The following is a 14127-nucleotide window of genomic DNA, read 5'->3' on the forward strand; positions in this document are numbered from 1 at the left end:
AAAACCACGGTAAGCGATGGCTTCCGTGGTTTTCAGTCAGACGAATAATAGAGCAAGCAGCCTCAGGCGCGATCCACCGTAAACGCCATCACTTCGCCGATAGACTCGGCATTCAGCGCCATCATCACCAGACGATCAACGCCCAGCGCCACGCCGGAACACGGTGGGATGCCGGCTTCCAGCGCCGCCAGCAGGTTTTCATCGATCGGCTGCACCGGCAGGCCGCGCGCCGCGCGTTTGCGGTTATCCTGCTCGAAACGCTGACGCTGCTCTTTGCTGTCGGTCAGTTCGCAAAAACCGTTAGCCAGTTCGATGCCTTTGTAATAGACCTCAAAACGCTCCGCCACCCGGTGATCCTCGGTGCTGATTTCAGCCAGCGCCGCCTGCGTTGCCGGGAAATGGTAGACAAACGCCGGTTTGTCGCGGCCGATTTGCGGCTCCACGCCAAACGCGAACAGCAGTTGCAGCAGGGTATCGCGATCTTCTTCCCGGTTGGCGACATCCCCCACGCCGATTTTCTCCGCCGCCTCACGCAGTTGCGCCTTGTCCGCCGACAACGGATCCACTTCCAGATGACGCTGGAACGCCTGCTGATAGGAAAGCATCTCCGCGCTATCGCACTCCAGCACCTGTTGCAGCAGGTCATCCATTTCGTTCATCAGCCGGTACATGTCATAGTGCGGGCGATACCACTCCAGCATGGTGAATTCAGGGTTGTGATAACGGCCGGATTCTTCGTTGCGGAAACTGCGGCACAGTTGGTAAATCGGCCCACTGCCCGCCGCCAGCAGGCGTTTCATGTGGTATTCCGGGCTGGTCATCAGATACAGCGCCATGCCATCGGCGGCGCCGGGGCCGACAAAGTGGGTCTGGAACGGGAACAGATGCACATCCGTCACCGTCGCCTGGCTCATGGCCGGCGTTTCCACTTCCAGCACGCCGCGGTCTGAGAAGAAACGCCGGATTTCTTTCATTATCGACGCCCGCTTCAACAGATTGGCGACAGGGGCGCTGGGCTGCCAACTTGCCGTTTCGCTCATGATTTCCACTCCAAACTCAAACTGGAGGTGCAGTCTACCCGCATCACCACAGCCAGACAAATTTATCCCGCGAAGGGTTTTCCTCTATTTGGCTTACCTATATTCATAATTACCAGGTACCGCCTAATCTACGATCCCGGAGATTCACCCGGTTGCCGTCTTCCTGCAACTCGAATTATTTGGGGTACGAAAGTGCTATTTGCGGATAAATCACATTTTCCGGAATATGTCCGTATAGATATTAAAAAACAGCAAAATGCTGGATCACATCAAATTTCAGTCATCTACAAATCGCTATAATCATTTCCATACAAAAAAAGGGTGATTTAATCTCTCTGTACTGTTTGACCGGATATTTTTTCACTCGATTTAATGTCTTGGAAATTAAAACGGGAAATAAGTGACTAAACTTAATTTCATATTATTTTCTTAATTTAATTTATTTAACTTAAGTAACTGGAGGCATGCAGTGCAAACCTTTAATGCCGATTTGGCCATTATCGGGGCCGGGGGAGCAGGTTTACGGGCAGCGATTGCCGCTGCACAAGCAAATCCCCAACTCAAGATTGCGCTGATTTCCAAAGTCTACCCGATGCGCAGCCACACCGTGGCCGCCGAGGGGGGATCTGCGGCGGTCACACAAGATCACGATAGCTTCGACTTCCACTTCCACGACACCGTGGCCGGGGGAGACTGGTTGTGTGAACAGGACGTGGTGGATCACTTCGTGCAGCATTGCCCGCGTGAAATGACCCAGCTTGAGCAGTGGGGCTGCCCGTGGAGCCGCAAACCGGACGGTTCGGTCAACGTACGCCGCTTCGGCGGAATGAAGATCGAACGTACCTGGTTCGCCGCGGATAAAACCGGCTTCCACATGCTGCACACCCTGTTCCAGACTTCGCTGAAATACCCGCAGATTCAGCGCTTCGACGAGCACTTCGTGCTGGATATCCTGGTGGATGACGGGCAGGCCCGTGGGGTCGTCGCCATCAACATGATGGAAGGGTCGCTGATTCAGATTCGCGCCAACGCCATCGTGATGGCTACCGGCGGCGCCGGCCGCGTCTATCGCTACAACACCAACGGCGGCATCGTTACCGGCGACGGCATGGGCATGGCCTTCCGTCACGGCGTGCCGTTGCGCGACATGGAATTCGTACAGTACCACCCCACCGGCCTGCCGGGCTCCGGGATCCTGATGACCGAGGGCTGCCGCGGCGAAGGCGGCATCATGGTCAACAAAGACGGCTACCGCTACCTGCAGGATTACGGCCTCGGGCCGGAAACGCCGCTGGGCGAGCCGAAAAACAAATACATGGAACTGGGTCCGCGCGACAAAGTTTCGCAAGCCTTCTGGCACGAATGGCGCGCCGGACGCACCGTGCCCACGCCGCTGGGCGATGTGGTCTACCTCGACCTGCGTCATCTGGGCGAGAAGAAACTGAAAGAACGCCTGCCGTTCATTTGCGAACTGGCGAAAGCCTACGTCGGCGTCGACCCGGTGAAAGAGCCGATTCCGATTCGCCCCACCGCGCATTACACCATGGGCGGCATCGAAACCGACCAGCAGTGTGAAACCCGTATTCAGGGTCTGTTCGCCGTCGGCGAATGCTCGTCCGTCGGTCTGCACGGCGCCAACCGTCTCGGTTCCAACTCACTGGCGGAACTGGTGGTATTCGGCCGCGTCGCCGGTGAAAAAGCGGTGGAACGCTCGCAGACGGCAGCGCCGGCCAACGCCAGCGCGCTGGATGCGCAGGCCAAAGACGTGGAACAGCGGCTGCACGCGTTGATGAAGCAGGAAGGCACCGAAAGCTGGGCCAAAATCCGCGACGAAATGGGGCTGTCGATGGAAGAAGGCTGCGGCATCTACCGCACCACCGACCTGATGCAGAAAACCGTCGACAAACTGGCGGAACTGAAAGAACGCTTCAAGCGCGTGAAGATCACCGACCACTCCAGCGTGTTCAACACCGATCTGCTCTACACCATCGAACTGGGCCACAGCCTGGACGTTGCCGAGTGTATGGCGCACTCCGCCATCAACCGCAAAGAGTCCCGCGGCGCGCACCAACGTCTGGATGAAGGCTGCACCGAGCGTGACGACGTCAACTTCCTGAAGCACACGCTGGCGTTTTATAACCCGGAAGGCGCGCCCCGCCTGGAATACAGCGATGTGAAGATCACCAAGCTGCCACCGGCGAAACGTGTTTACGGCGCCGAAGCGGAAGCTCAGGAGAAAAACAAGAAGGAGCAAGCGAATGGCTGATATGCAAACCCTGAAAATGGAAGTCATGCGCTATAACCCGGAGCAGGACAACGCCCCGCACTTCGCAACCTACGAGGTGCCGTATACCCGCGAAACCTCGCTGCTGGACGCGCTGGGCTACATCAAGGACAACCTGGCGCCGGACCTGTCCTACCGCTGGTCCTGCCGCATGGCGATTTGCGGCTCCTGCGGCATGATGGTCAACAACGTGCCGAAGCTGGCCTGTAAAACCTTCCTGCGTGAGTACACCGGCGGCATGAAGGTCGAAGCGCTGGGCAACTTCCCGATCGAACGCGATCTGGTGGTGGACATGACCCACTTCATCGAAAGTCTGGAGGCGATCAAGCCGTACATCATCGGCAACAACCGCACGCCGGACCAGGGGCCGAACAAGCAGACGCCGGCCCAGATGGCGAAATACCACCAGTTCTCCGGCTGCATCAACTGCGGGCTGTGCTACGCCGCCTGTCCGCAGTTCGGCTTGAATCCGGAGTTCATCGGTCCCGCCGCCATCACGCTGGCGCACCGCTACAACCTGGACAACCGCGACCACGGCAAGAAAGAGCGTATGGCGCAACTGAACAGCGACAATGGCGTCTGGTCCTGTACTTTCGTGGGTTACTGCTCCGGAGTGTGTCCGAAGCACGTCGATCCGGCGGCGGCTATCCAGCAAGGTAAGGTGGAAAGCGCCAAAGACTTCATGATCGCCATGCTGAGACCACAATAAGGGAGGCAACAAATGATCACCAAACGTAAAGCGTATGTCCGTGGCATGACGCCCACCTGGTGGCAGAAGCTCGGTTTCTACCGTTTCTACATGCTGCGCGAAGGCACCGCGGTACCCGCCGTCTGGTTCAGCATCGTGCTGCTGCATGGCGTGTTTTCGCTCAAAGCCGGTCCGGAAGGCTGGAGCCAGTTTGTCAGCTTCCTGCAAAACCCGCTGGTACTGTTGCTCAACATCATCGCCTTGCTGGCGGCGGTGTTGCACACCAAGACCTGGTTCGATCTGGCGCCCAAGGCCAGCATTATCATCGTTAAAGATGAAAAAATGGGGCCAGAGCCGATCGTCAAAGGACTGTGGGCGGCCACTGTGGTCATCACGCTGGCGGTGCTGGCCATCGCCTTGCTGTTCTGAACAGGAGGAATTTCGTGATTAATCAACAACCCAAACGTTCCGACGAACCGCCGTTCTGGGGCCTGTTCGGCGCCGGCGGCATGTGGAGCGCCATGTTCGCGCCGGTTATCATCCTGCTGGTGGGCGTTCTGCTGCCGCTCGGTCTGTTCCCGCAGGCGCTGACCTACGATCGCATCGCCGCGTTCAGCCACAGCCTGATTGGCCGCGCGTTCCTGCTGCTGATGATCGTGCTGCCGCTGTGGTGCGGCCTGCACCGTATCCATCACGCCATGCATGACCTGAAAATCCATGTGCCGGCCGGCAATTGGGTGTTCTACGGTCTGGCGGCGATCCTGTCGGTCGTCACTATCATCGGTGTGGTTACGCTGTAAAACCACCGCCTCGCCATGTCTCACGGCCCGCACCATGCGGGCCGTTTTTTATTGCGCCGCGCTGAAAGTGCCGTTCTTCGGCCCGTTTTACGGCGGCTACAATGTGATTGCGCTGGACAGCGACTATCGCTACGCATTGGTATACGGTCCAAACCGCGATTATCTGTGGATTCTGTCCCGCTCGCCTGGACTCCATCCGCTCGTCAGGCAGGCGCTGCTGGCGACCGCTCAACGTAATGGGTTCCAGACGGACAACGTAATCTGGGTTAATCCATTCTCTGGGTTAACCCATTCGCCGATTTAGAGAAATAATCAGGCTGACCAAAACAGCGCAGGAAATAAATAAAACAGCGTTTTGATATTGTTATTTCCTGCGATAGCCAGCCGATTCGCCCGGCTTATTTTCAGCCGACGATCGCGCCGGCTGTTTTTACGAAATATCGTTACGCGATGGGTCAACCCATAATTTTGTCGCGGAACATAAAGAATACCGCACCCAGTAGACACAGCCCGGCCCAAATATAGTCGGTACGGAATGGCTCTTTGAGAATAATTATCGAAAAGGGAATAAATACCGACAGGCTGATCACTTCCTGCAGAATTTTCAGTTGCCCGGCAGACGCCACCTGATAACCGATACGGTTGGCCGGCACCTGCAACAGGTATTCAAACAGTGCGATTCCCCAACTGACCAGCGCCGCCACCATCCAGGTGCGACCGCTGAAATAGCGAAGATGCCCATACCAGGCAAAGGTCATGAATACATTACTGAGGGTCAGCATGAAAACGGTGATAATCAGTGGTGACATAGAGACTCTCCTTAACCAAGACGCGGCATTATTACGTCAGGCGGCGCAAAATACCATCAGGCAACGTTCGGCGTGTGTGAGAGAATTTTTCAGGCGGGATATCAAAGGCATTGCAACGCGTAAACCGCCCGACGGGCAGTTTACGCGCCGGGAAGATTACTTCACGCGGGAGACGTATTCGCCGGAGCGAGTGTCAACCTTGATCACTTCACCGATCTGCACGAACAACGGCACTTTTACCACGGCGCCGGTGGACAGGGTAGCCGGCTTGCCGCCAGTACCGGCGGTATCGCCTTTCAGGCCCGGATCGGTTTCGGTGATTTCAGCTTCGATAAAGTTCGGCGGCTGAACGGCGATCGGACGACCGTCCCACAGGGTAACGATACATTCGGCGTTATCCTGCAACCACTTGGCAGAATCACCCACGGTTTTCGCTTCAACCTGATGCTGTTCAAAGGTTTCAGGATGCATGAAATGGAAGAACTCGCCGTCGTTATACAGGTAGTTCATGTTGGTATCCATCACGTCAGCGCCTTCAGCCGAGTCGGTAGACTTGAAGGTTTTCTCAACGCGGGACCCCGTCAACAGACGACGCATTTTGACGCGAGCAAAAGCCTGGCCTTTACCCGGTTTCACAAATTCACTGGATTCGATGGCATACGGCTCGCCTTCGAACATGATTTTAAGACCGGAGCGGAAATCGTTGCTAAAATAAGTCGCCATAATGGCCCTCTACATTAATACTGGTACTTAGCCAAAAAAATGGCACACATTGTAACCCTAAATATACCTTCCCGAGAAGATTGGTTGCAGCAACTCACCGACGTTATTACCGATCCTGATGAATTGCTGCGACTTCTGGCGCTGGATAACCATCCGCAACTGACCGCCGGGCGCGATGCCCGCAAACTGTTCCCGCTGCGGGTGCCGCGCGCGTTTGCCGCGCGCATGCGGCCCGGCGACGCGCGCGATCCGCTGCTGTTGCAGGTGCTGACCGCGCAGGACGAGTTCATCACCACCCCCGGCTTCAGCCACGACCCGCTGGATGAACAGCACAGCGTGGTGCCCGGGCTGCTGCACAAATACCGCAATCGCGCGCTGCTGCTGGTGAAAGGCGGATGCGCGGTCAACTGCCGTTACTGTTTCCGCCGCCATTTTCCCTACCAGGATAATCAGGGCAACAAGGCCAACTGGCGTCAGGCGCTGTCCTACATCCGTCAGCATCCGCAACTGGACGAAATCATCTTTTCCGGCGGCGACCCGCTGATGGCCAAGGATCACGAACTGGACTGGCTGCTGACCGAACTGGAACAGATTCCCCACCTGAAACGGCTGCGTATCCACACCCGCCTGCCGGTGGTGATCCCGGCGCGCATCACCCACGAACTCTGCCAGCGGCTGGCGCGCTCGTCGCTGCGCGTGGTGCTGGTGACCCACATCAACCACGCCAACGAAATCGACGCGGAATTCACCGACAGTATGGCACGTTTGCGCCGGGCGAGCGTGACGCTGCTCAACCAAAGCGTACTGTTGCGTGGCGTCAACGATAACGCCGACACGCTGGCGGCGCTCAGCAACGCATTGTTCGACGCCGGTATCCTGCCCTATTACCTGCATGTGCTGGACAAAGTACAGGGTGCGGCGCACTTTTTGGTGCCGGACGACGAAGCGCGAACCTTGATCAGAGAATTGATGACGCGGGTATCAGGCTATCTGGTGCCAAGCCTGACGCGGGAAATCGGCGGCGAAGCCAGCAAGACGCTGCTGGATATCGGTATGCCGCAACAACAGGAAAATCAGGACTGAGACGCCGCCGGCGTCACGCAACGCCGGCGGCTTTCGACATCAGGGGCACTTGTAAACCTGGCCCTGCATCTTGCTGTCCAGCGGCGCGAAGCTGGACAGGAACGTCTGGCTCGGCGTAGTCGCGCCGTAAATCACGTTGCCGCCCATCTCCGCCGCCCTGTTGCGCAGGTCGTTCGCCGCGCCGCGCATTGAGCTGCCTTCATTACCGCCGCCCGACAACCAGTTGGATTGCGTGCCAGTAATATTGCCCAGCAGCTGGCATTGCGCCGCCGGCTTACTGTCAGTAAAACGCACCGCCTGACCGGCAGCACTGAGTTCGTTGGTGGTGCTGCATCCCGCCAGCAAGGTGACGGCAGCCAATCCCATCAGAATACGAGTCCGCATGCTTCTCTCCGTGATAGTCGATACACTGGTCGAAGCCGGGCTACCCCGACCCGACAATCGAAAACTTATGCCAAAACAGGCTCATGTTACCACTATCAGGTTGGCAATTACCGGATAAACGACAACAATTTCTGTTGCCATGACTGTGATCACGCCCTGATTCGTACCATCGGTCCTGGCTGGCACATGCCGCATCAGTATCGGCATATGTTTATCAATAACCTTTTCTCTTCAAATTAAAAAAGGATAGCTCACTTGCAAACACACTCTCGACAGGAAACGCTGTATCGCATGTTTCGCACACTCTCCGTTGCAGCCGGCCTGTTCGCTGCAACCGTCGGCCAGGCCGGCGCCCATACGGTGACGCCCGTTACCGCCAACGCCATGAACACGACCCGCACCATGTATAACTGGATGGCGCACCTGCCGAATCGCAGCGATTCCCGACTGCTCTCCGGCGCGTTTGGCGGCTACGCCAATATCGGCGGCGATGACGCCTTCTCGCTAGCCGAAGCGGAGAACATCGCCGCCCGCACCGGTCAGTATCCGGCTATCTACGCCTGCGACTACGCGCGCGGCTGGGACCGAACCTCCGCAGGTAACGAGGCGGATCTGGTGGATTACAGTTGCAACAGCACGCTTATCGATTACTGGAAAAAAGGCGGTCTGGTGCAAATCAGCCATCATCTGCCCAACCCGGTATTTGCCGGCAACGATCCCGGCACCGGCGAAGGCGGGCTGAAAAAAGCGGTCAGCAACGAGCAACTGGCCGCCGTGCTGCAATCAGGAACGCCGGAACGCACCCGCTGGCTGGCTATTCTGGACAAGGTGGCGGCCGGGCTCATGCAGTTGCAACAGCAAGGCGTGGTGGTGCTGTACCGCCCGCTGCATGAAATGAACGGCGAGTGGTTCTGGTGGGGCGCCACCGGCTACAACACCCATGACACCACGCGCATGAACCTGTATATCCGTCTGTACCGCGACATCTACACCTATTTCACCCAGACCAAAGGGCTGAATAATCTGCTGTGGGTGTACGCGCCGGACGCCAACCGCCAGGACAAGACCGGGTTCTACCCCGGCGACGCTTACGTAGATATCGCCGGGCTGGACATGTATCTGGACAACCCGGCCAATCTCAGCGGTTACGACGAGATGCTGCGGTTGAACAAACCGTTCGCCTTAACCGAGGTCGGCCCGTCCACCACCAACCAGCAGTTTGATTACGCCCGTCTGGTCAGCGTCATCAAAAGCAATTTCCCCAAAACCGTCTACTTCCTGCCCTGGAATAACGTATGGAGTCCGGTGAAAAATCTGAATGCCTCCGCCGCCTACAACGACAGTAGCGTCGTTAACCGCGGCGGCATCTGGAGCGGCAGCCAGTTGACGCCGATTGTCGAAGCCAACTGATGCGATAAAAAGCCAATGTTATAAAAACCAATGTTATCACCAATGTTATAAAAAAACAGGCCCCGAAATCGGGGCCTGTTTTTATTGGAGCGCCTGCGCCGTAATTACGCGCGCCACTGTTTGAAACGGTTAATCAACCCGTTGGTGGAGCTATCGTGGCTGCTGACCGCGCTGTCATTCTGCAGTTCCGGCAGGATGCGATTAGCCAGCTGTTTGCCCAGCTCCACGCCCCACTGGTCGAAGGTGAAGATGTTCAGGATCGCGCCCTGGGTGAAGATCTTGTGCTCGTAAAGCGCGATCAGCGCCCCCAGGCTGTACGGGGTGATTTCCCGCAGCAGGATGGAGTTGGTCGGGCGGTTGCCTTCAAACACTTTGAACGGCGCCACGTGCTCGACATCTTTGGCGGACTTACCGGCCGCCGCAAACTCCGCTTCCACCACCTCGCGGGATTTGCCGAATGCCAGCGCCTCGGTCTGAGCGAAGAAGTTCGACAGCAGCTTGTTGTGGTGGTCGCTCAGTGCGTTATGGGTGAGCGCCGGCGCGATGAAGTCGCACGGAACCAGCTTGGTGCCCTGATGGATCAACTGGTAAAACGCGTGCTGACCGTTGGTGCCCGGTTCGCCCCAGATGATCGGCCCGGTCTGGTAATCCACCGGGTTGCCGTTGCGATCGACGTACTTACCGTTGGACTCCATGTTGCCCTGCTGGAAGTAGGCCGCAAAGCGATGCATGTACTGGTCGTACGGCAGAATCGCTTCAGTTTCCGCGCCAAAAAAGTTGTTGTACCAGATGCCGATCAGCGCCAACAGCACCGGCAGGTTTTTCTCAGCCGGGGTGGTGGCGAAATGCTGGTCCATAGCGTGCGCGCCGCTCAGCAGCTGTTCAAAGTTGTCGAAGCCGATAGACAGCACAATCGACAGGCCGATGGCGGACCACAGCGAATAACGGCCGCCGACCCAATCCCAGAATTCGAACATGTTGTCGGTGTCGATACCGAATTCGCCGACGGCTTTGGCATTGGTGGACAGCGCCGCGAAGTGTTTGGCGACATGTTTTTCATCGCCGGCCGCCTTCAGGAACCAGTCGCGCGCGCTGTGGGCGTTGGTCATGGTTTCCTGCGTGGTGAACGTCTTGGAGGCCACCAGGAACAGCGTGGTTTCCGGGTTGACGCGTTTGAGGGTTTCGGCGATGTGGGTGCCGTCGACGTTGGAAACGAAGTGCATATTGAGGTGATTTTTATACGGGCGCAGCGCCTCGGTCACCATGAACGGCCCCAGGTCGGACCCGCCGATGCCGATGTTCACCACGTCGGTGATCGCCTTGCCGGTATAGCCTTTCCACTCGCCGCCGATCACACGTTCGCTGAACTGCTTCATCTTTTGCAGCACGGCGTTCACTTCCGGCATCACATCCTTGCCGTCGACCACGATCGGCGTGTTGCTGCGGTTGCGCAACGCGACATGCAGTACGGCGCGCTCTTCGGTGCGGTTGATCTTCTCGCCGGAAAACATCGACTTGATGGCAGCGGGCAGATCGGTTTCACGCGCCAGCGCCTGCAGTTTTTCCAGCGTGTCGGCGGTGATGCGGTTCTTGGAATAATCCACCAGCATCAGGTCGCCGAACGTGGCGGAAAAGTGAGAGAAACGCTCGGGATCCTGCGCGAACAGATCGCTGATCTGCACCTCTTTCATCGCGGCAAAATGCTGCTGCAATGCCTGCCAGGCGGCAGTCTGCATCGGGTTGATATTTTTCATCACACTACTCTTCGGTTTGAGAACAAGTCGGTCGCCGGGCGGGAAATCCAGCCCGCTTTTTCCCGATTGTATCCCTTAACGCCTTACGGGGAAGCCCTTTTCTTGCGAAATGCCGCGCCTCGGTCCAATGTTGATTGACAGCCGCCGCGTTACCCGCTATTTGTAAAAGCCTACTTGCGCACCCGTTGCGCAAGCCAGAAGAGGAGCGCCGCCCAGGCAAGGTATCGGAGGAACCGTATCCAACGAAGATACCTGAGGGGGAGCGGCGCCGAGGCAGACGTAACGTACGGTGTTTGCGCTGTCGACCGCAGGGGCTGAATCCCCTGGGTTGTCACCCGCATCGCTCCGCAAGGCGGAACGATCAGCAAGGTGGAGCGCTTCTGGGTGTGCCGTAGCCAGTTCCTACGCTTGCCCCCTGCTTACCGCTCTTCCCTTGTGCCAAGGCTTAACGATGGAATGCTGTTGTCGACGACGACAATGACGCCCCTGACACGAGGTTTTTGAATGTCTGCTAACACTGAGAACTCACTGATTATCGCCAAATTCGGCGGCACCAGCGTCGCTGATTTCGACGCCATGAACCGCAGCGCCGACATCGTGCTGTCCGACTCACAGGTCCGGGTGGTGGTGCTGTCCGCCTCCGCCGGCGTGACCAACCTGCTGGTGGCGCTGGCGGAAGGTTTGCCGCCGGTCGAACGCGCCGAACATTTGGAAAAAATCCGCCAGATCCAACACGCCATCCTCAACCGGCTGGGCCAGCCGGCCGTCATCCGTGAAGAGATCGACCGCATGCTGGACAACGTGGCCCGCCTGTCGGAAGCGGCGGCGCTGGCGACGTCCAACGCCCTGACCGATGAACTGGTCAGCCACGGCGAACTGATGTCCACCTTGCTGTTTGTGGAAATTCTGCGCGAACGCAGCGTCGCCGCCGAGTGGTTCGACGTGCGTAAAATCATGCGCACCAACGACCGCTTCGGTCGCGCCGAACCGGACTGCGACGCGCTGGGCGAACTGACCCGCAGCCAGCTTGCGCCGCGTCTGGCGCAGGGGCTTGTCATCACCCAGGGCTTCATCGGCAGCGAAGCCAAAGGCCGCACCACCACGCTGGGCCGCGGCGGCAGCGATTACACCGCCGCCCTGCTGGGCGAAGCGCTGAACGCCGGCCGCATCGACATCTGGACCGACGTTCCCGGCATCTACACCACCGACCCGCGCGTGGTGCCGTCCGCACACCGCATCGACCAGATTACCTTTGAAGAAGCGGCCGAAATGGCCACCTTCGGCGCCAAGGTGCTGCACCCGGCCACGCTGTTGCCTGCCGTGCGCAGCGACATTCCGGTGTTCGTCGGCTCCAGCAAAGACCCGGCGGCCGGCGGCACATTGGTGTGCAACAAGACCGACAATCCGCCGCTGTTCCGCGCGCTGGCGCTGCGTCGCAAACAGACGCTGCTGACCCTGCACAGCCTCAACATGCTGCACGCGCGCGGCTTTCTGGCGGAAGTGTTCAGCATTCTGGCCCGCCACAATATCTCGGTGGACCTGATCACCACCTCTGAAGTCAACGTAGCGCTGACGCTGGACACCACCGGCTCTACCTCGACCGGCGACAGCCTGCTGTCCAGCGCGCTGCTGACCGAACTGTCCTCGCTGTGCCGGGTGGAAGTGGAAGAGAACATGTCGCTGGTGGCGCTGATCGGCAACAAGCTGTCGCAGGCTTGCGGCGTCGGTAAAGAGGTGTTCGGGGTACTGGAACCGTTCAACATCCGCCTCATCTGTTACGGCGCCAGCAGCCATAACCTGTGCTTCCTGGTGCCGTCCAGCGATGCCGAACAGGTGGTCCAGACGCTGCACCGCAATCTGTTCGAATAACGCGATATAAATGGCCCGCCGGGATGAAACCGGCAACGAACCATCACGGCAGGCAAATCCGAAACCCCAAACGGGTTTCGGATTTTTTTATGCCTGCGGTCCGCCAGCGCCGCCGCCTCCATGATCCCAGCCAATAAAAAAGGATAAACGACAGAGCCTGCCGCAGCGGAAAACACGATGTTTAAACATCAAGGCGGGATGGAAAAGGAAGCACGGTGAACGCATGGCAAATCCTCGTGAAATTGTAGAGCTCAGTCATCACATACGAAAAATCGCCAATAACAAGATTGCCGATATCGACCACATCAACCGGGAAACCACATTTCTCGCCCTGAATGCCTTGATTGAGGCGGCACGCGCCGGAGAAGCGGGAAGAGGATTTGCGGTGGTCGCCAGCCAGGTTAAACACGTAGCGTCGCTGATTAACCACATCACCACCGACCTCAATCAGGAACTGGCGGGACCGCTGTCAAAGCTGACTGAACTGGGCGACAGCATGATTTCCCGGTTGCATGAGCATGAAAACGGGCGCCATGTCGATCAGGCGCTGAACATGATCGACATTATCGATCGCAACCTGTACGAGCGCTCCTGCGACGTGCGCTGGTGGGCGACGGACACCGCGGTGGTCGCCTGCGCCGCTCATCCAGGGCAGGCCGAGAAGCAGTACGCCTCGCATCGGCTATCGGTCATTCTGTCGAGCTATACCGTTTATCTGGATCTGTGGATTACCGACCTGAACGGTACGGTGCTGGCGAACGGACGCGGGCGGGATTACGACGTCACCGGCCGCAACGTCTCCGACCTGCCCATTTTCCGGCAGGCGAAAGCGACGAAAAACGGCACGGACTATGCGGCGGCGGATATCCAGAAAATCGCGCTGTTACGTAATGCGGCGGTCGCGACCTACGCCACGGCGATTCGTGAGAACGGCGACGAACATGGCCGCCCGGTTGGCGTGCTGCTGATTTTCTTCGACTGGGCGCCGCAGGCCACAACGGTGGTTCGAAATGTGCGCCTGACGGCTCAGGAGTGGCGGCATACACGCTGCCTGATTGTGGATTCCGCGTCGCGCGTCATCGCCAGTTCCGATGACGCAACCCCGCTGGGAGAACACTTTCCGTTACGGACTGAAGGAAAGGCGTCCGGGTACTATAAAACCGACGGACGAACCCTGTCTTTCGCGCTGACGCCGGGCTATGAAAGCTATCAGGGCCTGGGCTGGTACGGCGTGATCGAACAGCGAACGGACGTGTAGGTATGAACCGCCGGGCAGCGGCGAA

Annotated in this window: 13 protein-coding genes, 1 pseudogene and 1 riboswitch; of the genes and pseudogenes, 9 read left to right on the plus strand and 5 right to left on the minus strand. The window is 58.2% G+C overall.

All coding sequences use genetic code 11. The annotated features are described in order from the left end of the window. Positions 1 to 62: 62 nt before the first annotated feature. The gene (gene epmA, locus DXX3274_RS19725) at positions 63 to 1040 is read right to left on the minus strand and encodes an elongation factor P--(R)-beta-lysine ligase (RefSeq protein WP_042861280.1); all 978 of its coding nucleotides are present in this window, start codon (positions 1038 to 1040) and stop codon (positions 63 to 65) included. Between the two features lie 469 nt (positions 1041 to 1509). Between epmA and frdA the strand changes: the two genes are divergently transcribed. From frdA to DXX3274_RS23840, 5 genes and pseudogenes are all read left to right on the plus strand, one after another. Further along, positions 1510 to 3306 carry a fumarate reductase (quinol) flavoprotein subunit gene (gene frdA / locus DXX3274_RS19730; RefSeq protein WP_042861282.1) on the plus strand — a complete coding sequence of 599 codons (1797 nt, stop codon included), beginning with the start codon at positions 1510 to 1512 and terminating at the stop codon, positions 3304 to 3306. Further along, positions 3299 to 4033, plus strand: coding sequence for a succinate dehydrogenase/fumarate reductase iron-sulfur subunit (locus DXX3274_RS19735; protein WP_042861283.1), 735 nt, complete (start codon positions 3299 to 3301; stop codon positions 4031 to 4033). The genes frdA and DXX3274_RS19735 overlap by 8 nt, the downstream gene beginning before the upstream one ends. 12 nt (positions 4034 to 4045) lie before the next feature. After that, on the plus strand, positions 4046 to 4441 hold the full coding sequence (gene frdC / locus DXX3274_RS19740) for a fumarate reductase subunit FrdC (protein WP_038665180.1): 396 nt from the start codon (positions 4046 to 4048) through the stop codon (positions 4439 to 4441). Between the two features lie 14 nt (positions 4442 to 4455). Next, a complete protein-coding gene (frdD, locus tag DXX3274_RS19745) occupies positions 4456 to 4812 on the plus strand; it encodes a fumarate reductase subunit FrdD (RefSeq protein ID WP_042861285.1) in 357 nt (118 codons plus the stop codon). 55 nt (positions 4813 to 4867) lie between these two features. After that, positions 4868 to 5116 (plus strand): annotated as a pseudogene (locus tag DXX3274_RS23840) (lipocalin family protein); the annotation flags it as partial. A gap of 151 nt (positions 5117 to 5267) precedes the next feature. Here DXX3274_RS23840 and DXX3274_RS19755 read toward each other — a convergent pair. Both DXX3274_RS19755 and efp read right to left on the minus strand, forming a co-directional pair. Further along, positions 5268 to 5621, minus strand: coding sequence for a DMT family protein (locus tag DXX3274_RS19755; RefSeq protein WP_022635071.1), 354 nt, complete (start codon positions 5619 to 5621; stop codon positions 5268 to 5270). A gap of 156 nt (positions 5622 to 5777) precedes the next feature. Further along, on the minus strand, positions 5778 to 6344 hold the full coding sequence (efp, locus tag DXX3274_RS19760) for an elongation factor P (protein ID WP_012768149.1): 567 nt from the start codon (positions 6342 to 6344) through the stop codon (positions 5778 to 5780). A gap of 39 nt (positions 6345 to 6383) precedes the next feature. Here efp and epmB point away from each other — a divergent pair, with 39 nt between their 5' ends. Next, positions 6384 to 7427, plus strand: a complete 1044-nt coding sequence (gene epmB, locus DXX3274_RS19765) for an EF-P beta-lysylation protein EpmB (RefSeq protein ID WP_042861286.1) — start codon at positions 6384 to 6386, stop codon at positions 7425 to 7427. Between the two features lie 39 nt (positions 7428 to 7466). On the opposite strand, the gene DXX3274_RS19770 is transcribed toward epmB, so the two are convergent. Next, complete coding sequence (locus DXX3274_RS19770) at positions 7467 to 7811, minus strand: DUF4156 domain-containing protein (protein ID WP_042861287.1); 345 nt, start codon at positions 7809 to 7811, stop codon at positions 7467 to 7469. A 255-nt stretch (positions 7812 to 8066) separates the two neighbouring features. On the opposite strand from DXX3274_RS19770, the gene DXX3274_RS19775 reads away from it, so the two are divergent. Further along, on the plus strand, positions 8067 to 9221 hold the full coding sequence (locus tag DXX3274_RS19775) for a glycosyl hydrolase (RefSeq protein ID WP_238556062.1): 1155 nt from the start codon (positions 8067 to 8069) through the stop codon (positions 9219 to 9221). 104 nt (positions 9222 to 9325) lie between these two features. Here DXX3274_RS19775 and pgi read toward each other — a convergent pair whose 3' ends face one another. Beyond that, the gene (gene pgi / locus DXX3274_RS19780) at positions 9326 to 10975 is read right to left on the minus strand and encodes a glucose-6-phosphate isomerase (protein ID WP_042861289.1); all 1650 of its coding nucleotides are present in this window, start codon (positions 10973 to 10975) and stop codon (positions 9326 to 9328) included. A gap of 190 nt (positions 10976 to 11165) precedes the next feature. Beyond that, a riboswitch (Lysine riboswitch) is annotated at positions 11166 to 11363 on the plus strand. Positions 11364 to 11479: 116 nt separating this feature from the next. On the opposite strand from pgi, the gene lysC reads away from it, so the two are divergent. Both lysC and DXX3274_RS24435 read left to right on the plus strand, forming a co-directional pair. Continuing rightward, positions 11480 to 12844: a lysine-sensitive aspartokinase 3 gene (gene lysC, locus DXX3274_RS19785; protein ID WP_042861290.1), complete on the plus strand. Its 1365-nt coding sequence runs from the start codon at positions 11480 to 11482 to the stop codon at positions 12842 to 12844. A 223-nt stretch (positions 12845 to 13067) separates the two neighbouring features. Continuing rightward, positions 13068 to 14102: a methyl-accepting chemotaxis protein gene (locus DXX3274_RS24435; protein ID WP_042861291.1), complete on the plus strand. Its 1035-nt coding sequence runs from the start codon at positions 13068 to 13070 to the stop codon at positions 14100 to 14102. The last annotated feature ends 25 nt before the right edge of the window (positions 14103 to 14127 follow it).

Source organism: Dickeya sp. NCPPB 3274 (assembly GCF_000406205.1).
In the GTDB taxonomy this organism is placed as follows: domain Bacteria; phylum Pseudomonadota; class Gammaproteobacteria; order Enterobacterales; family Enterobacteriaceae; genus Dickeya; species Dickeya fangzhongdai.